The 20,756-nt window shown below is 39.4% G+C and carries 16 protein-coding genes and 1 rRNA gene; 11 read left to right on the top strand and 6 right to left on the bottom strand.

Annotated features, from left to right (window positions below):
* Positions 1 to 104: ribosomal RNA gene (rrf, locus tag WNY79_RS18380) — 5S ribosomal RNA — on the top strand; the annotation flags it as partial.
* A 543-nt stretch (positions 105 to 647) separates the two neighbouring features.
* Positions 648 to 1,571 (top strand): glutaminase B, encoded by a 924-nt coding sequence (gene glsB / locus WNY79_RS18375; RefSeq protein ID WP_342876563.1) that lies wholly within the window; start codon positions 648 to 650, stop codon positions 1,569 to 1,571.
* Positions 1,572 to 1,608: 37 nt separating this feature from the next.
* Here the strand turns inward: glsB and WNY79_RS18370 are convergent, their stop codons facing one another.
* Positions 1,609 to 2,913, bottom strand: a complete 1,305-nt coding sequence (locus WNY79_RS18370) for an inosine/guanosine kinase (protein WP_342876562.1) — start codon at positions 2,911 to 2,913, stop codon at positions 1,609 to 1,611.
* Positions 2,914 to 3,091: 178 nt separating this feature from the next.
* Between WNY79_RS18370 and tadA the strand changes: the two genes are divergently transcribed.
* Positions 3,092 to 3,613 (top strand): tRNA adenosine(34) deaminase TadA, encoded by a 522-nt coding sequence (gene tadA / locus WNY79_RS18365; RefSeq protein WP_342876561.1) that lies wholly within the window; start codon positions 3,092 to 3,094, stop codon positions 3,611 to 3,613.
* On the opposite strand, the gene WNY79_RS18360 is transcribed toward tadA, so the two are convergent.
* Entirely contained in the window at positions 3,610 to 3,777 is a 168-nt protein-coding gene (locus WNY79_RS18360; protein ID WP_170071949.1) for a hypothetical protein, read from the bottom strand. The genes tadA and WNY79_RS18360 overlap by 4 nt on opposite strands.
* A gap of 164 nt (positions 3,778 to 3,941) precedes the next feature.
* Positions 3,942 to 5,450: a membrane-bound lytic murein transglycosylase MltF gene (gene mltF / locus WNY79_RS18355; RefSeq protein WP_024598961.1), complete on the bottom strand. Its 1,509-nt coding sequence runs from the start codon at positions 5,448 to 5,450 to the stop codon at positions 3,942 to 3,944.
* A 211-nt stretch (positions 5,451 to 5,661) separates the two neighbouring features.
* Here mltF and purL point away from each other — a divergent pair, with 211 nt between their 5' ends.
* The 4 genes from purL to WNY79_RS18335 all read left to right on the top strand — a co-directional run bounded on the left by purL (position 5,662) and on the right by WNY79_RS18335 (position 12,673).
* The gene (gene purL, locus WNY79_RS18350; protein WP_342876560.1) at positions 5,662 to 9,552 is read left to right on the top strand and encodes a phosphoribosylformylglycinamidine synthase; all 3,891 of its coding nucleotides are present in this window, start codon (positions 5,662 to 5,664) and stop codon (positions 9,550 to 9,552) included.
* 129 nt (positions 9,553 to 9,681) lie between these two features.
* A complete protein-coding gene (locus WNY79_RS18345) occupies positions 9,682 to 12,132 on the top strand; it encodes a YdbH domain-containing protein (protein WP_342876559.1) in 2,451 nt (816 codons plus the stop codon).
* A gap of 2 nt (positions 12,133 to 12,134) precedes the next feature.
* On the top strand, positions 12,135 to 12,332 hold the full coding sequence (locus WNY79_RS18340) for a YnbE family lipoprotein (protein WP_024591450.1): 198 nt from the start codon (positions 12,135 to 12,137) through the stop codon (positions 12,330 to 12,332).
* An 11-nt stretch (positions 12,333 to 12,343) separates the two neighbouring features.
* On the top strand, positions 12,344 to 12,673 hold the full coding sequence (locus tag WNY79_RS18335; RefSeq protein ID WP_002961068.1) for a YdbL family protein: 330 nt from the start codon (positions 12,344 to 12,346) through the stop codon (positions 12,671 to 12,673).
* A gap of 61 nt (positions 12,674 to 12,734) precedes the next feature.
* Here the strand turns inward: WNY79_RS18335 and WNY79_RS18330 are convergent, their stop codons facing one another.
* Together WNY79_RS18330 and waaA are read right to left on the bottom strand one after the other, a co-directional pair.
* Positions 12,735 to 13,283 (bottom strand): DUF1415 domain-containing protein, encoded by a 549-nt coding sequence (locus tag WNY79_RS18330; protein WP_342876558.1) that lies wholly within the window; start codon positions 13,281 to 13,283, stop codon positions 12,735 to 12,737.
* The gene (waaA, locus tag WNY79_RS18325; RefSeq protein ID WP_342876557.1) at positions 13,280 to 14,578 is read right to left on the bottom strand and encodes a lipid IV(A) 3-deoxy-D-manno-octulosonic acid transferase; all 1,299 of its coding nucleotides are present in this window, start codon (positions 14,576 to 14,578) and stop codon (positions 13,280 to 13,282) included. The genes WNY79_RS18330 and waaA overlap by 4 nt, the downstream gene beginning before the upstream one ends.
* Positions 14,579 to 14,760: 182 nt before the next feature.
* On the opposite strand from waaA, the gene WNY79_RS18320 reads away from it, so the two are divergent.
* Together WNY79_RS18320 and hldE are read left to right on the top strand one after the other, a co-directional pair.
* On the top strand, positions 14,761 to 15,351 hold the full coding sequence (locus WNY79_RS18320) for an SIS domain-containing protein (protein ID WP_002961065.1): 591 nt from the start codon (positions 14,761 to 14,763) through the stop codon (positions 15,349 to 15,351).
* The gene (hldE, locus tag WNY79_RS18315; protein ID WP_342876556.1) at positions 15,351 to 16,790 is read left to right on the top strand and encodes a bifunctional D-glycero-beta-D-manno-heptose-7-phosphate kinase/D-glycero-beta-D-manno-heptose 1-phosphate adenylyltransferase HldE; all 1,440 of its coding nucleotides are present in this window, start codon (positions 15,351 to 15,353) and stop codon (positions 16,788 to 16,790) included. The genes WNY79_RS18320 and hldE overlap by 1 nt, the downstream gene beginning before the upstream one ends.
* Positions 16,791 to 16,884: 94 nt before the next feature.
* Here the strand turns inward: hldE and WNY79_RS18310 are convergent, their stop codons facing one another.
* Positions 16,885 to 18,390, bottom strand: coding sequence for a capsule assembly Wzi family protein (locus tag WNY79_RS18310; protein ID WP_342876566.1), 1,506 nt, complete (start codon positions 18,388 to 18,390; stop codon positions 16,885 to 16,887).
* Positions 18,391 to 18,600: 210 nt separating this feature from the next.
* Between WNY79_RS18310 and WNY79_RS18305 the strand changes: the two genes are divergently transcribed.
* Positions 18,601 to 19,671 (top strand): glycosyltransferase family 1 protein, encoded by a 1,071-nt coding sequence (locus tag WNY79_RS18305; protein WP_342876555.1) that lies wholly within the window; start codon positions 18,601 to 18,603, stop codon positions 19,669 to 19,671.
* A complete protein-coding gene (locus WNY79_RS18300) occupies positions 19,671 to 20,756 on the top strand; it encodes a glycosyltransferase (RefSeq protein ID WP_342876554.1) in 1,086 nt (361 codons plus the stop codon). The genes WNY79_RS18305 and WNY79_RS18300 overlap by 1 nt, the downstream gene beginning before the upstream one ends.

Here is a 20,756-nt window from a genome sequence, read left to right as displayed (position 1 = left end):
TAGCGTTTTGGACCCACCTGATCCCATGCCGAACTCAGTAGTGAAACGAAACAGCGCCGATGATAGTGTAGCATTTGTTATGTGAAAGTAGGACATTACCAGGATTTAATTAAGAGAAACCCGTTACAGCAATGTAACGGGTTTTTTGCTGTCTGGGATTTAATAAATAGCCAGAGCCCATATCGAACTCAGCAGTAAGGCCGCTTCGACACAAAGATAGTGTAGCATTTCACTGTGACTTTCTACCGCTGTGGGCACTACGACATTTCAGGCTTTAAATTGTAGAAAGCCCAGTTCTAACAATCTGGGTTTTTTTATGTATGCAGAAAAGTGAAAACGCGCAATTAACACACACTCACAGCAACACCCATCACGTAGATCGGGCGAGCGTAGCAACTCGCGACGCTAAAATTACATAAAACCCCTGCTCGACAATGGATGTGTAGCATTTGCACTGCAACTCTCCACTGCTGTAGGCGCTATGATATTACCAAGATTTAATTTAGAGAAACCAGATACAGTAATATGACGGTTTTTTCTATTTAAATTTAGTAAAATCTCACCGTTAAATTCGACAACAAAACTAGGTGTGATTATTCTCGCGTGCTAAAATTCAATTTTTATGAATGACGATATAGAGGTCTAGATTGCCTACAGCTGATTACCAAAAGGTGCTTGATGAAATAGCATATGAAGTACGCCCTTTATTAGCACAAGGGAAAGTAGCTGATTATATTCCGGCGCTTGCCGAGGTGGATCCAGAGCAATTTTCTATCGCTATTTATACAACTGATGGTGAAACTGTGTGTGCAGGGGATTGCTCTCAACGCTTTACCATCCAGTCTGTTTCTAAAGTTATGACGCTAACAATGGCATTGCAACGTTATGGCGATGAACTGTGGCATAGAGTCGGAAAAGAACCTTCAGGTACAGCTTTTAACTCGCTTACACAGCTTGAGTTTGAAAAGGGGATCCCTCGCAACCCATTCATCAATGCAGGTGCGATTGTAACCTGTGATGCATTATACAGCCGCTTATCTGCTCCAATGCATTCTATGCTCGAAACCTTCAGGTTGTTAGCTGGTAATAGAGGGATAGTGATTGATAAAAAAGTTGCTAACTCTGAGTATGAATTCAGGCATCGCAATGCCGCGATGGCGCATTTAATGAAGTCGTTTGGTAATTTTGAAAATGAAGTTGATGATGTTTTATGGTCTTACTTTAATTTTTGTTCTATAGAGCTTAATTGCATTGAATTAGCTAAATCTTATAATTTTTTAGCTAATAAAGGTGTTGATAATCGATCGGGTAATCGTGTTTTAAGTAGTCGTCAAAACAAGCAGCTAAATTCGCTTTTATTTACAAGTGGTTTATATGATGCTGCGGGTGATTTTGGTTACAGAGTAGGTATGCCTGGTAAGTCGGGAGTGTCGGGGACTATTTTAGCTGTATTACCAAATAAGTTTACTGTCGCTGTTTATTCTCCGGGGCTTAATTCGTTTGGTAATTCGGTTGCAGGAATTGCAGCGCTGGAACTGCTATCTAAAAAGCTCGATATTTCTATTTTTTAGGAAATCGATAGGGAGCAACAATTGCTCCCACCGTTATTTATTGTTCCCAATAAACTTGTTCTAAGCAGTCTTCGCGTTCCGGTAAGCCTCGAGATAGGCGAGGAGAATGCTGAACTAATACTTCATAGCTCGCTCGGTTAGCATATTTACTAATTTGCGATAGTGACGAGTAAGTAATAGCTTGTTGCTGATGTTTAGCTGAGTTTGCCACATTAAGTTTATGGTAAACATTCGCAGATAAATCATGTAACACAGCGGCTAATGCGCAATCACCTGCACCATTAGTGTTTTTGATTGAATCAGGTCCCCCCATAAACGGGGCCGTATGACTATATGCTCTGATAGGCTCGTCACATTCATCTTTACGCATAGCACGTGAAAATTCGTAACGGTTAAAATCAGGTATGGCACCCGGTAGTAATGGGTATTCAGTTTCACGCTTTAAGCTTTCGTCAACGTAGCCTGCCATAAACAAGCCTTTTTCGCCTGCGGTGCAAATAACTAAGTCTACCCAATCAAGTGCTTTATCGGCAGCTAGGAGAGGGTCTTCAAAACCAGTAATAGCTAAACCTTCTTCTTCGTTCATAGCAAGAATATCAACGTGCTTTTCAACAAAGTTTGCCCACCAAGTTGGGTCTTGTTCAATTAAGAACTTTGTACCAAGTGTAAGGACAACTGGCACACCTGCATCATTAGCGTATTTAACCGCTTGCATAGTGGCTTCAGTCATTGTTTCGCTACCTTGAGTACGCATTAGGTAGGCACTGATCACTAACGCTGATGAATTTTCAATAAGTTCTTTATCGATAGACTCAGGGCGTAAGTGATTCATTAAGCCTGCGCTTATTGCAAAAGTACGCTCACCAGTTTCATCAATTAATGTAAAACAGCGACCGATAGGCCCATCAACTGGTTGAAGATAGTTTAAGTCTACACGGCTTGAGGTATTACATAAAAAACGGTAAGCGTAGCTACCTATTTTTATATTTTCGCTCATTACGCCTAATAAAACTGAGCGATCATCTGCAAGTACAGAGTAGTTGTGCATAGTGTTACCAATGGTTCCACCTGCAAACTCAAAATCAACCATATCGTTTAATTTTAAACGATCGTATAAGGCGTTTGTTATGTCGCTATCAATAACTTGCGACATACCTCTACGTAGTTGAAATTCGTCAAGGAAAGCTTGATCAACTTTTGCCTCTATATCAACAACGATTTGATCGATACCCGTAATATAACTACGTTGTAATCGCTCTGTTGCGTTAAGTTGATTAGTAAGTGGATCTTTGGCTTCCACTGGAAAATAATGTTTATGCCTGCGGCGTCCAGGAAATTTCATTTGCTACCCGTGTTGTGAGCTAAATAAAAAAAGCGTGCGATTATAACGTAAATCAGCACTACTGAGCCATTACAAACAGGTAAATAGTGTTTTATTTTTGCAATAAAGTAATGAATGACGCACTTTAGAGTGCTAACTAGGTATAATTACAGCATAAAAGGTTATTTAAGTAGAAATAATGAACGAACCATTTGATGATTCCTACTGGATGGAACAAGCGCTTTTGTATGCAAAGCAAGCAGAGCTGCTTGATGAAATTCCGGTTGGAGCAATTGTAGTTAAAGATAACCAGCTAGTTTCAGTGGGGTATAACCGCTCAATAACGGATAATGACCCATCTGCCCATGCCGAAATGATTGCAGTGCGAGAAGCTGGAAAAGTCCTTAACAATTACCGCTTAATTGATTGTACCCTATACGTAACGTTAGAGCCTTGTTCTATGTGTGCGGGATTGTTAGTGCATAGCAGAATAAAGCGTTTAGTATTTGGTGCGCTCGATGCTAAAACTGGGTCTGCGGGTTCAATTATGAATTTATTACAAGAGCCTAAGTTAAATCATCAAGTTGAGGTGTGCGGTGGTGTTTTGGCACAACAGTGCGGTGATACTATTTCTGATTTTTTTAAACGTAGAAGAGCTCAAATTAAAGCAGCTAAGAAAGCTGCTCGTGATGATCAAGCAAATAAGCCTTGTTCAAGCTAATTTGCAAGCGGCTCTGGTATTGGTGCTTCCATTTGTTGCATTGCAAACATACGGCGACGCCAGATTATTTTCTTATGTAAACCGCGTAACATAATACGACGGCGTGTAGCTGTTGAATAAATGACATTGCGTTTTAATTTTTGTGTACGTCTACGTTTTAGCATGTGTTCTCCTAATGCAAGAGTGAGAAAGGCACAGGGTATATCTTATAAAATAATGATATATAATTAATACACATTAGTGATCATTTGATGACAAGTAAACAGATATTTAATTTACTTAAATTTTGTTTACTTACATGCTCAATAAGCGGGTACTTATATTAATCTTAGTTATTATTTCCGCTCAACTGTTTAGGCTCAATTATAGGTTGTTTTTTTTCTGTTTGCTCTTCACTTGCTTCACTTTTTACTTCACTTGTTTCATTTAGCTTTGGCTTGGTATCAGTGCTCAGCTCTGTAATTGGTTCTGGCTCAGGTTCTGTAACAATAGCATCATTTTCATCTAACCAAACAAGTGCATCGTAATAGCGGCGTATGTTATCAACATACTTTACAGCCACATCTCCGCGAGCATAACCGTAACGAGTCTTACGGTAATAGCGTTTTTTAATTAGCAGTGGTAAGCGTTTTTTTACATCAGCCCACTTGTCTGGGCTTGCGCCTTGTTGCTCGGTAATTATACGCGCATCATTAACGTGCCCCCAACCTACGTTGTATCCGGCAAGAGCAAGCCATGTGCGGTCGGGTTGCGGGATACGGTCAGGAATACGTTTAATAAGCTTGCTTAAGTATTTAGCGCCACCACGAATGTTTTGTTCCGGCTCCAGCCTATTTGTTACACCCACCTGCTTAGCTGTACTGCGTGTTAACATCATGATACCGCGCACGCCAGTAGGTGATTTTGCTCGTGGATTCCACATCGACTCTTGATAACTGAGTGCGGCTAATAAACGCCAATCCAAGCTTCCTGCATATTGTTCAAACCATGGTTGGTATGTTGGTAAGGTTTCTTTAATTGCTTCTATATAGGCTAGGGTATTTACATAATTAAATTGGCGCACGTGACCAAAGTATTTTTCTTCGAGTACGTAGAGCTGGTTACTTTGCTTCACGTCACCAAAAAATGGCACCAACAACGCATATAAAGAGTCGTCATCTGATTTATTGAGTATCCACGCAATTGAGTCGTTGTGACTAACTGAAAATCCTATACTTAAATTTGGATGGTAGCGCCTAAATAAAGAAAGCGTATGTGTATCGGCAAGGGTATAATCTATCTCGCCATCAATAACGGCTTGAAGAAGTTCTTCCTCATCAAATTCTTCGCTTTCTGTCCATGTTAAATCAGGATTGTTTTTCTTTATTTTTTGCAAAGTAAGCGAGTGACTACTTTTGGCTATAACGGTAAAGTTTCCGTCTAAGTCGTCAAACTCTCGAGGACGAACGCGCCCTTGCTTATAAACTAATTTTTGACTGATTGTTCTGTAAGTCGGACCATAGCGGTATTGCTCTGCACGGGTTTTATTATAGGTAAGGCCTGAGGCTATTAAGTCTAAATCCCCCTTTTCAAGGCGTTCAAACATGTCAGATAAGTTAAAGAAAGGGACTATTTCAAGCTCTACACCTAAATATTCGGCGAAGGCTTGAGATAACTCATATTCAAAGCCTTGTTCACCTTGAACGGCTTGATAATAATTACTAGCACTCGCAAGGGTGCCCACACGAATTTTATTCTGTTCTTTTATTTGGGCGAGTTGAGTTGGCTGCTCTTGCATATCGCATGCACATAACAGCATAACTAAAGTAATGATTATTATTAGTTTTTCTTTGAACATTGAGTGCCCCTTAAGCTCGCCAGCCACCGTTATAGCAAAACTAAGCCATCGCGTCACTTTACCTTTTATTTTATTAACCAAAAGCGGCTATAAATAAAGCTAAAAAGTTAATTTTATGAAAAGCGTAATTTTGAGTTAAATCTGAATGCTAATTGGACTATAATGCGTGCCTAAAATATCGTTCAATCCCTAACCCCGGATGAAATTACCTATGTTGATCCTTCGTGGTGCACCAGCACTGTCAGAGTTCAGAGTTAATAAAATTTTAGCGCGTTGCCAACAATCGCAACTTCCAGTCACTAACGTATACGCCGAGTATGCTCACTTTGCCGATTTAACATCGCCGTTGAGTAGCTCTGAGCAAACCAAGCTTGAAAAACTATTAACTTACGGTCCAACTATTGCTGAGCATACCCCAGCTGGCAAACTTGTACTTGTTACACCTCGCCCAGGTACCATCTCACCTTGGGCATCTAAAGCAACCGATATTGCCCATAACTGTGGTTTAAAACAGGTTCATCGTGTTGAACGCGGTATTGCTTATTATGTTGAAGGTGACTTAAACGCAGAACAACTTGCACAAGTAATTGCGTTATTACACGACCGTATGACCGAAGCCACGCATAGTGAGCTTGAAGATGCTGCACAACTGTTTCGCAGTGATGCCCCACGCCAAATGTCATCTGTTGATATTTTAGGTGGCGGACGCGAAGCATTAGCAATAGCCAATGTTGAGCAAGGTTTTGCCCTTGCTGATGACGAAATAGATTACTTGGTAGAAAACTTTATAAAGTTAGGACGTAACCCTAACGACATCGAATTGTTTATGTTTGCACAAGCAAACTCAGAGCATTGTCGCCATAAAATATTTAATGCTGACTGGACAATTGATGGAAAAGAGCAGCCAAAATCGCTGTTTAAAATGATTAAAAATACGTTTGAGTTAAATCCTGAAAATGTATTGTCGGCGTATAAAGATAACGCGGCAGTAATGAAAGGCTCAAAAGCGGGTCGCTTCTTCCCAAATGCGCAAGGTGAATATGCGTATCATCAAGAAGACATTGAAATACTAATGAAAGTTGAAACTCATAACCACCCAACAGCTATTGCGCCATTCTCTGGTGCGGCTACAGGTTCTGGTGGTGAGATTCGCGATGAAGGCGCAACTGGTCGTGGCTCTAAGCCAAAAGCAGGTTTAGTTGGCTTTACTGTATCAAACTTACGTATTCCAGGTTACGAGCAACCATGGGAAAGCGATTTTGGTAAGCCGAGTCGTATTGTTAACGCGCTTGATATAATGACAGAGGGTCCACTAGGTGGCGCTGCATTTAATAATGAGTTTGGTCGTCCTAACTTATTAGGCTACTTCCGTACTTACGAAGAAAAAGTAACAAGCCATAATGGCGAAGAAGTACGTGGTTATCATAAACCAATTATGCTTGCCGGTGGTTTGGGTAATATTCGCTCTGATCATGTTCAAAAAGGCGATATTCCTGTTGGCGCTAAATTAATTGCGCTAGGTGGACCTGCAATGAACATTGGTTTAGGCGGTGGTGCTGCATCAAGCATGGCTTCTGGTCAATCAAACGAAGATTTAGATTTTGCTTCAGTACAGCGCGAAAACCCAGAAATGGAACGTCGTTGCCAAGAAGTTATCGATAAATGTTGGCAGCTAGGTGATGAAAACCCAATTGCATTCATCCACGATGTAGGTGCTGGCGGTTTATCAAATGCGTTTCCTGAGCTTGTTAATGATGGCGGACGTGGTGGTAAGTTCCAATTACGTAGCATCCCTAACGATGAACCAGGCATGGCACCACACGAAATTTGGTGTAATGAATCGCAAGAGCGTTATGTACTCGCTGTTGGCGTAGAGGACTTTGACCGCTTTGAAGCAATTTGTAAGCGTGAACGTGCCCAGTACGCTGTTATTGGTGAAGCAACCGCTGAACCTCACTTAACAGTGTCAGACAGCCATTTTGAAAATAACCCTGTTGATTTACCGCTGGACGTATTATTAGGTAAAGCACCTAAAATGCACCGCGATGTAACGTCAAAGCAAGTTGTTGGCAAAGCGCTTGATATCACATCAATAAATGCAGCAGATGCAGCGCAGCGCTTAATGCGTTTACCAGCCATTGCAGAAAAAACATTCCTAATAACAATCGGCGATCGATCTGTTACGGGTTTAGTAGCGCGCGATCAAATGGTTGGTCCTTGGCAAGTACCTGTTGCTAACTGTGCTGTAACTGCGGCAACGTATGATACTTACCACGGCGAAGCTATGTCACTTGGTGAGCGCACTCCTGCAGCATTACTTAATTACGGTGCATCTGCACGTTTAGCGGTAGCTGAGTCGTTAACTAATATTGCCTGTGCAAACATTGGTAGCCTTGAAAATATTAAGTTATCGGCAAACTGGATGGCAGCAGCGGGTCACCCAGGTGAAGATGCTGGTTTATACGAAGCTGTTAAAGCCGTAGGCGAAGAGCTTTGTCCTGCGCTTGGTTTAACGATTCCAGTGGGTAAAGATTCTATGTCAATGAAAACGACATGGAAAGATGAAGGTGACTCACAAGAGAAGTCAGTAACATCGCCGCTTTCACTGGTTATAACTGCGTTTGGTCGTGTTGACGACGTACGCAAAACAGTAACGCCACAATTGCGCACAGATAAAGGCGATACATCGCTTATATTAGTTGATTTAGGTGCGGGTAAAAACCGCATGGGCGCATCAAGCCTTGCGCAAGTTTATAAGCAATTGGGTGATGTAACACCTGACGTTGATAGCCCTGAGTTATTAAAAGGCTTTTATAACGCAATGCAAGCGCTTGTGGCTGATAGTAAGTTACTTGCTTATCATGACCGCTCAGACGGTGGTTTATTTACTACAGTAGCTGAAATGGCGTTTACGGGTCATACCGGTGTAACGGTTGATTTAGCTGGTTTAACAGGCTCTGACATTGAAGCGCTTTATAACGAAGAGCTAGGTGCAGTAATTCAAGTTGCAAATGCTGATTTAGATGCAGTAAATACGGTGTTTGAACAACATGATATAGCAGCAATTAGTCACAACATTGGTACGCTTAATAGTGACGATACGATTATATTTAACCGTGGCGAAAATACGGTACTTAATCATACGCGTACTGAGCTTCGTACTATTTGGGCTGAAACAACGTATCAAATGCAAGCACGCCGTGATAACCCTGAATGTGCTAAGCAAGAGTTTGATGCTAAATTTGATGCAAAAGATCCAGGCTTAAACGTAAAACTTAACTTTGATTTAAACGAAGATATAGCTGCACCATACATTGCAACCGGTGCTAAACCGCAAATGGCTATTTTACGTGAGCAGGGTGTTAACTCTCATTTAGAAATGGCGGCAGCGTTTAATCGCGCAGGTTTTGCAGCCGTTGATGTACACATGAGCGACATTTTAGAAGGACGTTTAACACTAGAGCAATTTAAAGGTTTAGTGGCCTGTGGTGGCTTCTCTTACGGTGACGTACTAGGTGCGGGTGAAGGTTGGGCTAAGTCTATTTTGTTTAACGACATGGCACGCGATCAGTTCCAAAACTTCTTCCACCGTGAAGATACCTTTAGCTTAGGTGTATGTAACGGTTGCCAAATGTTATCAACATTAAAAGAGTTGATCCCTGGAACTGAACATTGGCCGCGTTTTGTAACTAATAAATCAGAGCGTTTTGAAGCACGCTTTAGTTTAGTAGAAATACAAGAGAATCCGTCTGTGTTCTTTAATGGAATGGCTGGCTCGCGTATGCCTATAGCGGTTTCTCATGGTGAAGGTCATGCTGAGTTTGCAAACGATGCAGCCACTAAAGCGGCGCTTAATAGCGGCACTGTAGCGGTTAAGTTTGTAGATAACTACGGTAACCCTACAACGCAGTACCCAGCTAACCCTAATGGTTCTCCAGAAGGTATTACAGGTATTACGTCAACTGATGGTCGCGCCACTGTAATGATGCCGCATCCAGAACGTGTATTCAGAAGCGTTGCTAACTCTTGGCATCCTGATGAGTGGATCGAGGATAGCCCGTGGATGCGTATGTTCCGTAACGCACGTAAAAATGTAGGTTAATTACATTTGCGTTTATACAAGTTAGATTCATAATCTTACTGTAAAATAAAAAAGGCTGCATTGTGCAGCCTTTTTTGATTCCTGAATCAGTATAGTTTTAGTTAAAAGCACAAAGCATTTAAGGATAGTATGTTTAAGCGAGTTGGTTTAATTGTTGGAGCTGTATTGCTAAGCATCTTGCTGCTTGGTTATGTATTTCGTTTACCTTTATTACAGTGGGCTATAGCGCCTGAGCTTAAAAAAGCGGGTGTCACATTAAACTGCCTTGATTTTTCAATTACGTCTGAGCTAAATATTCATGCTGATAAAGTGTGTGTAAATTATCAAAATCAACAGTTACAACTGACGGATATTACTGCAAATACAAAACGTGTAGATATTAAAAATGCAGTGCTAACGGTTAATTCACTCCCTAAAAGTGATAATGCTAATCAACTTGCTAAAAATCTCGATTTAGCGCTTCCCTTAAATCGCCCATTAATTAGCATTAAACAGCTTGTAGTAAAAAGTGATGAACTCAATAAGCCATTAAAAATAAGTATATTAGAACCCGGGCTAAATAAATTTAATGTTACGGGTGATATAAACGCGAGTGCAATTTTGGCTGCTAATAAAGTAAGTGGTCAGTTTTTAATTAATGACACTTTTTTAAAGCAAGTTATAAACACTAAAAATACATTAATTGCAGATGTTAACTTTAATACCCAGCAAGCGTTTAGCTTTGACGGTATAGATCTTGAGTTAAATGGCGATATCAGTTCCCAGTTTGCTCATACTTTTGAGCAATGCCAGTTTAACGTATTAATGACAGGCAAATTGGTAACTCATTTTAATTTAAATAGCCAAGTGTTAATGCTTAATACTGACCTGCTTAATAACAATATTACTTTAACATCAAGCTGTACCGAGTTAATTCCACCGAGTGAATACGCAGGTTTTGTGAGCAATCAAGTTCCTTTAGATTGGCAACTTAAACTTCCTCAATCAATTCGATTAGAGGGGAGCGACCTGAATGTACCTGCAATTAATTTGGTAAGTGAAGGCGATAAGCAATTCAATATTTTAATAACCGATACAGCACTTAATATTAAATCGCCACTTGAAAACTTACAGACAAATTTATCAGCGAGAATAAGCACACCCGATATAAATAATTTCAGCGTTAATGCTCAGTTAGTGGACACTGCAATTAAAGGCGATTACGCGGTTGCGCTTGAAAGCTTGCCTGAATTTGTTCCTGCAACGGCGAATGGGCTTAGCCTTAGTGGTCACTTTAATATAAGTGAGTTTATAGACTCAAAACCAATTGGGCTTATAAATGCTAAATTAACGCTTAAAAGTGTAGATGCGTTTGATATAAGCGCAGTGCAATACCAAGGTGATTTAACTGCAAAAATGGATAAGCAGTTAAATGCAGAAGTAACATTAACTCATCAATTAAAAAACGCGGAATATAAAGAATTTAAAGCAACGAATATAAGTAACACATTAACAGCAAACGCTAATTTAGGCGTGGGCGAGTTATTTACCGAGCTAACAGCAAAAACGAATATAAAAGCTGTTAATAGCCCCGACATAAAACTTAATAATATAAAAGTAGAGTCTACAGGCTTGCAAAGCCGTGCACTAAAAGCCACGCATCATGTATTTGTAAACGATGTTGAGTTAGTGGTAAATCATCATGTATCGTCGCAAGCTCATCCGTTTGAAGTGATTATTCCTGAGCAAAGTGTACTGCCATTAAATACTTTTATTAATCAATTTGAGCCACTTGCGCAGCTAACTAAGGGCGAATTTAATGGCTATATTAGTGGCGATGTAAACTTGCAAAATGCATCGTTCAATATGGATGTAAGTCACGCAAGTGCACTGTATAACAACTACCTTGCAAATGATTTAAATAGTGCATTTAGCGGGGAATATAATTCAGGTAAGCTTAATGTAAAACCAACTACCTTTAATTTAAATGAATTTAGAGCGGGTGCCATAGTTAAAGCGATTGAAGGGCAGTGGCAAGTGAATAACAATACCGCGCTTATAAATGATGTAAAAGGAAGTGTGTTTGGTGGCGAGTTTTCTCTAGATACCTACACAGTAGGGAAGCCAAACCAAGTTGCCAATGTTAAGTTTGAAAACATTGATGCAAGTAAACTCGTTACACTCGATGATAAGTCGGGCATTGTATTAACAGGGCGCTTGGCGGGGTCTTTACCTGTCCATTTTGATAGTGGAAAAATTGAAATAATTGACGGTAGTTTATTTAGCCAAGGCACCGGTAATTTAAAAATTACTAATAATGCCGCGTTTGATTCAGTAATGCAGCAACAGCAAGAGTTGCAACCTGTATTAGGGCTATTAACTAATTTAGATATTCAAAAACTTAATAGCAGTGTGGCATTAAAAAACGATGGCTGGTTAAAGCTTGAGGTTAATTTACAAGGCTATAATAAAGCAGAGCAGCAGCAAGTTAACTTTAATTATAACCACGAAGAAAACGTATTTACACTTTTACGCGCACTGCGTTTAAGTGACGAAATTACACAGAAAGTTGAGCAACAATACTCACAAAAAGGAAACTAATAATGAGACAGTCGTTATTGATAAAAGTACTGCTCGGGCTAGGTGTTATTAGTGCACTAAGTGCCTGCACGCACCGAGTTGAGGTATCTGCTAAAGAGCCCATTACGATTAATTTAAATGTGAAGGTCGACCACGAAATTCGCGTAAAAGTAGATAAAGAACTCGACAGCTTATTTAGTGACGACAGTGAGTTATTTTAAGGAGCTAAAACATGAATACGAAGAAAAAATTAAATATTATTACGTTAGTTAGTGCAGTATGTATGTCGTTCTCTGCGTGGGCTATTAGCCTTGATGACGCTAAAAACCAAGGTTTAGTAGGTGAAGATAGCTCTGGTTATTTAGGACTTGTTGTACAAAACGCAGAGGCAAAAGCCGTTGTTGATGACATTAATGCAAAGCGTAAAGCGCAGTACTTAAAGCTCGCTAAAAAGAATAACTTGTCGCTTTCACAAGTTGAAGCGCTTGCTGCCGCTAAAACAATTGAAAAAACCCAAAGTGGTCATTACGTTGAAGTAAATGGTAACTGGGTTAAAAAATAGCGATCCCAGCTAGCTTTATTTTGCTAAGGCTAAGAATAAAATCAAGAATAAAACCGAGCCTTTAAGCGCTCGGTTTTTTACAGCCTTCGAGTAACTGCTGCCAAAAATCAATCCCCTTACGCCTTGCTAGGTTTATATTATGCTCTGGAATCGACTCGGGCTCGTTGTAACTATCAAGCGCTTCACTCATACTTGCTTCGCGAATTAAATGCAAAGTAGGAAAAGGCGCTCTATTTGTGTAGTTTGCAGCATCAGTTTCATCACTGTCGGCAAATACGTAGTCAGGATGAAAATTAGCGATTTGATACTTACCTTCAAAGCCTTGCGCGACTAAAAGTGCATTAGCTAAATCGACCAAGTCTAAAAAGTATTCAAAGTCTCTAAAGCCGTTGTCAAACATGATAAGGGTTGTTTCGCGCTCTGGTTCACGGTCAAGCTCAACACATTGCTCAAGCATATCCATTACAGCATCATCCATACTAGCTGCTGGACTTACGATGTAATGAATACAGTTATTTTCTACTTCTTTGCGTGCAAACGGGCAAAAGTTATATTTAACAATAACAGATGACACCCATTCGCGGGTTTGGCTTATAGCTATGTTGGTCACGGTTTTGGCTCTAAATATTGGTTAATAATGGTAAGTGTTTTTTGTATTGCACCTTGGTTTTTAGCAACGCATTGGGCAGCTTTAATGCCTAAGGTTTGGCATGCTTTTGTGTTTTGGCTAAACGTTATAAGCTGTTTTGCCAGTTCGTCGTTGTTATCAACCACTACAGCGCCTTTAAGCTTTATAAGCTCGGGATAAACATGATCAAAATTATATGTGTGTGGACCTGTTATTACACCTACCGAAAACGCAGCTGATTCTAATGGATTATGCCCACCTCTGCGAATTAAGCTGCCGCCAATAAAGCTGATATTTGCAGCGCCATACAAACACTGTAGTTCACCAAGCGTATCAGCAAGGAGGACTTGCTCATTGCTATAGCTATTTTGACTACGACGGCTAAAACTAAGTGGGCTTTGCGTTAAAAGCTCTGCCACTTTATCGAACTGCTCTGGATGGCGCGGTGCAATTATAAGTAATGCATTAGGTTGCTTTTTTAGTAGCTGTTGGTGAGCCGCCAATACTAACTCATGCTCTAAAGGATGTGTTGAGCCTGCTACCCATACAAAGCGTTCATCGTTATTGTCTTCATTACTGTTATAAAGCTGTTTAAGGTTGAGTACTTCAGCTAATTGCTCTTCACTTGGTGTTATATCAAATTTAATTGAACCTGTTACATGGCTTTTTGAAGCTTCAAGACCAAGTTCAATAAAGCGTTTAGCATCTGTTTTATTGTGACTCGCAAGTACTGTAATTGAGCGCATAATAATGTGCGTTAATTTAGCGACCTTTTGATAACCCTGCTGCGACTTTTCAGAGAGTCTTGCATTGATGACAAGTACCGGTATATTTTTTTTGTGACTTATCGCCATTAAATTTGGCCATAGCTCTGTTTCTAAAATACATAATGCTTGTGGCTTTATACGCTTTAAAAATCGGGCTGTCGCAAACGGAAAATCGATTGGTAAGTAGCTACACGCCACAGTATTTTTAAACTGGTTAAGTATTTGCTCTCTGCCTGTTGGAGTATTACAGGTTATAAGTATATTTAAATTTGGATGCGCTTTTTGCAGAGCTTTAATAAGTGGCGTTGCGGCAAGTACCTCACCAACAGAAGCACAATGAAAAACTAAAGGTTTGGTTTTGGTCGTAAATAAAGACTTACTGACAAACCCAAAGCGCTCTTTAAAGTGTGCACGATAGCCTTGGTTTTTTTTACCTCGTAAAACATAAAGGTAAAATACAATCAGTGGGCTGATAAAAATTAATGCAAAGGAGTAAAAAATGCGTGCCATACTGATCTTTCTTAAAGGGAAGTGACATTAGTTTACCGTGAAATAGCCGTTTTCTAAACATACTCGCAATAAAATATGGTCTGGGTTCAGTTATAACCCGATAAAATGCACACAATTAAATAAAATTATGGAATAATGGATTTAATTTTTCCCTGCTATTTCAGTTCCTAGAGGAATTTTTCATGTCAATTATCGATTCAGTGGCAACTAGCTACGTTGAAACATTAAACCGTCATCAAGCATTATTTGAAACGATGGAAGCTTATCATCAAGAATCTATGCAACTGTTAGAAGCATGCCACAGTGCATTACAAGCTGGTGGCAAGATTGTTTGGTTTGGTAACGGCGGTAGTGCAGCCGATGCGCAGCATTTAGCAGCAGAATTTGTAGTGCGTTACAAATTAGAACGTGGTCCGCTTGCCTCTATGGCATTGACCACCGACACATCAATTTTAACAGCACACAGCAACGATTATCACTTTGATACGGTGTTTGAACGTCAAGTTCAAGCGCTGTGTAAACCAGAAGACTTAGTAATTGGTTTAACTACATCAGGTACTAGTAATAATATTAATTTAGCGTTAGAAGCCGCAAATAAACTAGGTGCTTTTACAGTCGCTTTAACAGGGCGTGATGGCGGTAAAGTAAAAGATATTGCTAAGTTACCTATCATTATAAAGAATGATGAAACAGCACGTATTCAAGAAGCTCACATGTTTATAGGTCACTGGTTATGTGAAGCCATGGATATGGTTGTTGCGGAGCAGCAGTAATGGATTTATCGTTATTAAAAAACTTATCGGCAGCACGTATATTAGTTGTTGGCGACGTAATGCTAGACCGTTATTGGTATGGCGACACAGGACGTATTTCGCCAGAAGCGCCAGTACCTGTTGTTAAAGTAAGTAAATTTGAAGACAAAGCGGGCGGTGCAGCTAACGTTGCAAAAAATATAGCGCGGTTAGATGCAAAAGTCGGCTTACTGGGCTTAATTGGTGAAGACGAAAGCGGGCAGATTTTAGAGACTATTCTAAAAGGTGAAAAAATAAGCTCACAGTTAGTTAGTGTATGTGATTTACCGACTATTTCTAAAATGCGCGTTATTAGCCGCCATCAACAACTAGTTCGCCTTGATTTAGAAGAAACGTTTACTGAGCAACATAGTCAATTACTACTAAACCGCTTAGAACTTGTACTAGATGAATACGACTTTATTGTGTTCTCTGATTACAGCAAAGGATCTTTAAGCTTAATTAAAGAGATGGTAAGCCTTGCTAAGAGCGCCGGAAAAACGGTTTTAATCGACCCTAAATCGCCAGATTTACATTTATATGAAGGTGCTGATTACATTACGCCTAATTTACATGAGTTTAAGTTAGCGGGTGGTCAAACCGATTCAGAAGAAGCTTTAGCAGCAAGTGCGCGTGATTTAATTAGCAAAAATGGCATTAAAGCCATGTTACTTACGCGTTCTGAGCAAGGTATGTCGCTGATTAATGCAGATGAAAAGTTTGATTTTGCAGCGCAAGAACTTGAAGTAAGCGATGTAACTGGCGCTGGTGATACGGTTATAGCTACACTCGCGGTTATGCTTGGCGCAGGTATGGAACCTAAAGATGCTGTAGAAGTTGCTAATTTAGCTGCTGGTATAGCGGTTAGTAAATTTGGTGCAGCAACTGTCTCTCCAGAAGAGCTAAGCCGCAAGCTAGGTCAGTATTTACATACTACCGGTGAGCATTACCAAACACCATTTGATGATGTGCTTCAACATATTGAATTTGCAAAGCAAAACGGCGAAACTATTGTATTTACTAATGGCTGCTTTGATATTTTACACGCTGGGCATGTACGTTATTTAGCACAAGCAAAAGCCCGAGGCGATAGACTCGTTGTTGGATTAAATAACGATGAATCTATTACGCGCTTAAAAGGAGCAAATCGTCCTATTAACCCACTAGATGAGCGTGCAATGGTACTTAGCGCACTTTCATCAGTTGATTGGGTTATTCCGTTTGGCAGTCTAGATGAAAACGATACTCCCGCTAAATTAATTGAACAAATAAGCCCTGATATTTTAGTTAAGGGTGGCGACTACACCGTAGAACAAATAGCGGGTGCTGAGCATGTGCTTCGCCATGGTGGAAAAGTTGAAGTGCTTGAATTTTTAGATGGGTGCTCAACATCAAAAGTAATTAGTAAAATTAAACAGTAATTACTGATTTAAGTTACTAAAAGTAAAAAAGGGATGAAAACACTGTTTTCATCCCTTTTTTACTTTTAATACGCTACTTTATTAAAGTAATGTATTAAAAGTTATATTCGTACTTAGCAAATGCTGATGTATCGTTTTCAGCACTGTCATTGTTAGATGCAAAAGCGCCTAAAGTGACGCGTCCTCCCAAAGAAAGCATTCTGTAACGAAGTTCTAATTGCTTACTGTTGTAGGCTGTTTTAGTTATGCTGTTACCTAAATCTGGATTGCTAGGGTACCAATCGCTATTGTCACTATTGTAATCAACACTGCGTAATTTCACCTGCCAATCATCTCCATTAGAAAGCTGACCAAGTAGGGTTAGGACAACTGATTGCGAATCATTATCATACGTCGAACCAATAGTGCGTCCATGGTAGCGATAGCCAGACTTATAAGTATCATGCTCATAGTAACAATTTTCAACTATTGATTCAGCTTGGCATGAAACACCAGTATCTATATATTCAACATTTACTAATATGTTTTGAGCATAAATGCGCTGTGTTGTTTGCACACCAAATAAGTAAGCTCTATCAGCGGGTTTAAACTGTGAGCTAGCATCTTCACCTATAGTACTGGCATAAACCGCATATGGTTGATCAAATAAGGTATCTGACCAACGAATATCAATACCAGCCAATTGATTACCTATTTTCGACTCTAACTGGCTATCACAACTCTCATTGCCATCGATACATGCAGTTTGCCCTGTTATGACATCAATAAAATCACCCGCAGAGCTCGGTTGTCCGTCACCTGCCCATTGTGCAGACCAGCTAAGTGCAATTTCTAACTGCTGAATAGGGCGAAAATTAACACGAGTACTCCACAGTAAAGCATCAGGTATAACACGCGTAGACTCAAGTTTAGCCATTTGTGCAGTAAAGCTCCATTGACCAATCCAGCTCAGCCATGGTGTCTCGAAAGCAGTACTTTTTTCTCTGGTAACACTTAGTGCTGGTAAAGGTTTCGCATTACCTGACATAATTAAGCTGTTATCAACACCAGGTCCCCAAAATTGTTCAACAGCACCGGCTCTAAAAATCCAGTTACCTAAACGGTAAGCTAAGTAACTATCGTCAAGTGAGGTATCGTTACAATCGGTTAAAGCTTGCTCATCGGTAACTATATCGTCAGTCGTTTTTCCATCAACTAAACATTTTTTACCGTCTTTTCTATAATTTATAGCTACTTTAGCTGCAAAGTTATCGCCTAAATAAGCGTAAGCTGCTGAAAGCTCTGTTTCTTGAGTATTTGTTGCACCAAAGCTTGTTGCTATGATTGGATCTGTGGCTGCAAAAGCTGATAATTGAAGACTATGTGAGCTACTATTTTCTGATTTATATCGATGTTTAATGCGAAGTAAAGCATCTTGTAAGCTTGGAGATAATTGCTCCAGCGGCATGCTTTCCACATCGCTTATAAAACTTTTCCACATAAGCGGATAGGTAGTTACAGGAGCTAAAATAACACCGGCATCAGCTAATTGTTGAATATCAGCTCTTAAACCATAATCATCGGGTTTTACCCATGGCTCAGCATTAACTGATGTGCTCATAGCGCAAAAAAGAGTAGAAAGTAGAAAAATTCTGTTTCGCAAAGTTCAGATCCTTGTGATTTAGATTGCGGCTAAGTTTATCAACCTAAACTTGTTATTGCAGTAAATAATAAATTTATAGAGCTAATTTAATATATAAAAATGTAACCTGTCTATCGTAATAAGTATCTGATTGGTATACTTGAGTTCAAATAGGAAATTGAGAATGTAATGAGCAACAAACGACTTTTATTTATTCCCGTATCATCACCAGAAGGCATTGGTGAATATATGCGCTCGTTGTTGTTGGCTCAAAGTTTAAAGGCAGAACTTACTGATTCTCTCGATATTCACTTCATATTAAATAAGCATACAAGTTACGCAAAAGATTGTCCTTTTGAAGCCACATTACTTGAACACTCAGCGACGAAAGAGCTGGATTCTGTTTGCGACTTTATAGAGCAATTTAAACCTGACGTCGTTGTTTTTGATTGTGCAGGACGTGCAGGGCATATGAAGGCGGCTAAAAAGGTAGGCGCTAAAGTTATATTTATTTCTCAGCATGCAAAAAAACGTGCTAAAGGTTTAAAACTTAACAGAATTAATTTAATTGATACACATTGGGTTGTACAGTCTGATTATTGTATTGAGCCACTTACATGGGCTGAAAGTACGAAGTTAGACATGTTTCCCTTGGCACATCCTCGTAATGTAGGTCCTTTTGTTACATTTGCCTCTTGTGCGCAAAAACGTGATGTTTTAAATCGCTATAACTTAGTACCGGAAGGCTATTTTATTGTTAATGCTGGCTCAGGCGGGCATATATTAAATAATATTAATTGTGCTGATGTTTACTTTAAAGCCGCGCTTAAAATTACTAAACACACTGGTTTAAAAGCAGTTATTGTGTTTGGTCCCAATTATAAGAAATCCATTCCTGAAAGTGATGAGGTTACTTGTTTAGCAAGTCTTCAAAGTACTGATTTTTTGGCATTAATGAGCCAAGCTAAAATCGCATTACTTAGTGGTGGAGATACCCTACTGCAAGCAATTGCAGTTCAAACCCCCGTTGTGGCATGCGCTATCTCAAAAGATCAAAATACACGTTTGGATCATTGTGTTAATGCAGGTGTTGTCATAAAAGCAAACCTTGATATTGATGAAATTATTACGAAAGTAGCTCAAGTTATTACAGAGCCTTTTTATAGTGAATTCGTTTCTAAATATAACCAACTTGATAATACACATAGCTTCGAAGTGATCACTAACGGTATAAAAAATATGCTTATAGGGGATCGCTAATGAATATAGTGATTGTAATTGACTCCCTAGTGGGTGGTGGTGCTGAAAAAGTAATGCTTACCCTTGCTGAGGAAATGGCCAAGTTACAGCACAGAATTACTATTTTGTCTCTTGCTAACTCTATTAAGTATAATATTCCTGAAGTACTTTACGTGGAGAGTTTATTCACACATAGGGCATCAAAAGTAGATCGATTTTGGCAGCGTAAAAATAGTGTATTGAAACTAGAAGCGTGGTTTGAAAAAAAACAGAGCGAGATAGGTGATATTGATTTAGTACTTTCTAATCTTGATAGAAGTAATAATTTACTCTCAAAAAGTAATATCAAAAATGTTCACTTTGTTATTCATAACTCCGTTAACGCAGAACTTGCACGTCAAAAAAAGTTAGGTCCATTTTCATACTTATATCTTAAAAAGAGTAAGCAAAATTTAAATGGTAAATCACTTATTTGCGTATCAAAGGGTGTTGAAAAAGAAATAACACAAGGGGATTTAATTAACCCAAGTGCAATTGCGACTATTTATAACCCGTTCGATTTTGAAAATATAAACCAACAAGCAAATGAGCAAAATAACAATATCCCAAATGAGCCCTACTTAATTCATGTAGGAAGGCTCGCCAAACAAAAACGCCACGATATATTGTTTGCAGCATTTGCAAAGCTTGATAAAAAATACAAGCTAGTCCTTTTATGTAATAAACCTGCAAAAGCGTTTAAGCTTGCACAGCAATATGGCATAGAAAAACAGTTAGTAGTGCCTGGATTTCAACAAAACCCGTACAACTGGATTAAGCAGGCTGAGGCTTTAGTGTTGAGTTCTGATTTTGAAGGGCTTCCAACGGTATTAATTGAGGCTTTAGCGGTGGGGACTCCGGTAGTTAGCACTAATTGTACATTTGGTCCAAGCGAGATATTAACAGGCGAGCTGAGTAAATATTTAGTACCCATTCAACAAAGTGAGGCATTAGCCAATGTTGTTAAGCAGGTACTAGCAGATAAGCCAAATGTAGAAAACGCAGATATTCTAAAACAAGCACAGGCAGAGAAGGTTGCTCAGCAGTATTTAGCATTGGCTAACTAA

The organism is Pseudoalteromonas sp. AS84 (assembly GCF_038900255.1).
Classification (GTDB): Bacteria; Pseudomonadota; Gammaproteobacteria; order Enterobacterales; family Alteromonadaceae; genus Pseudoalteromonas.
The sequence above is the reverse complement of the archived record's forward strand: the minus strand, read 5'-3'. Positions and strand labels throughout refer to the sequence as shown.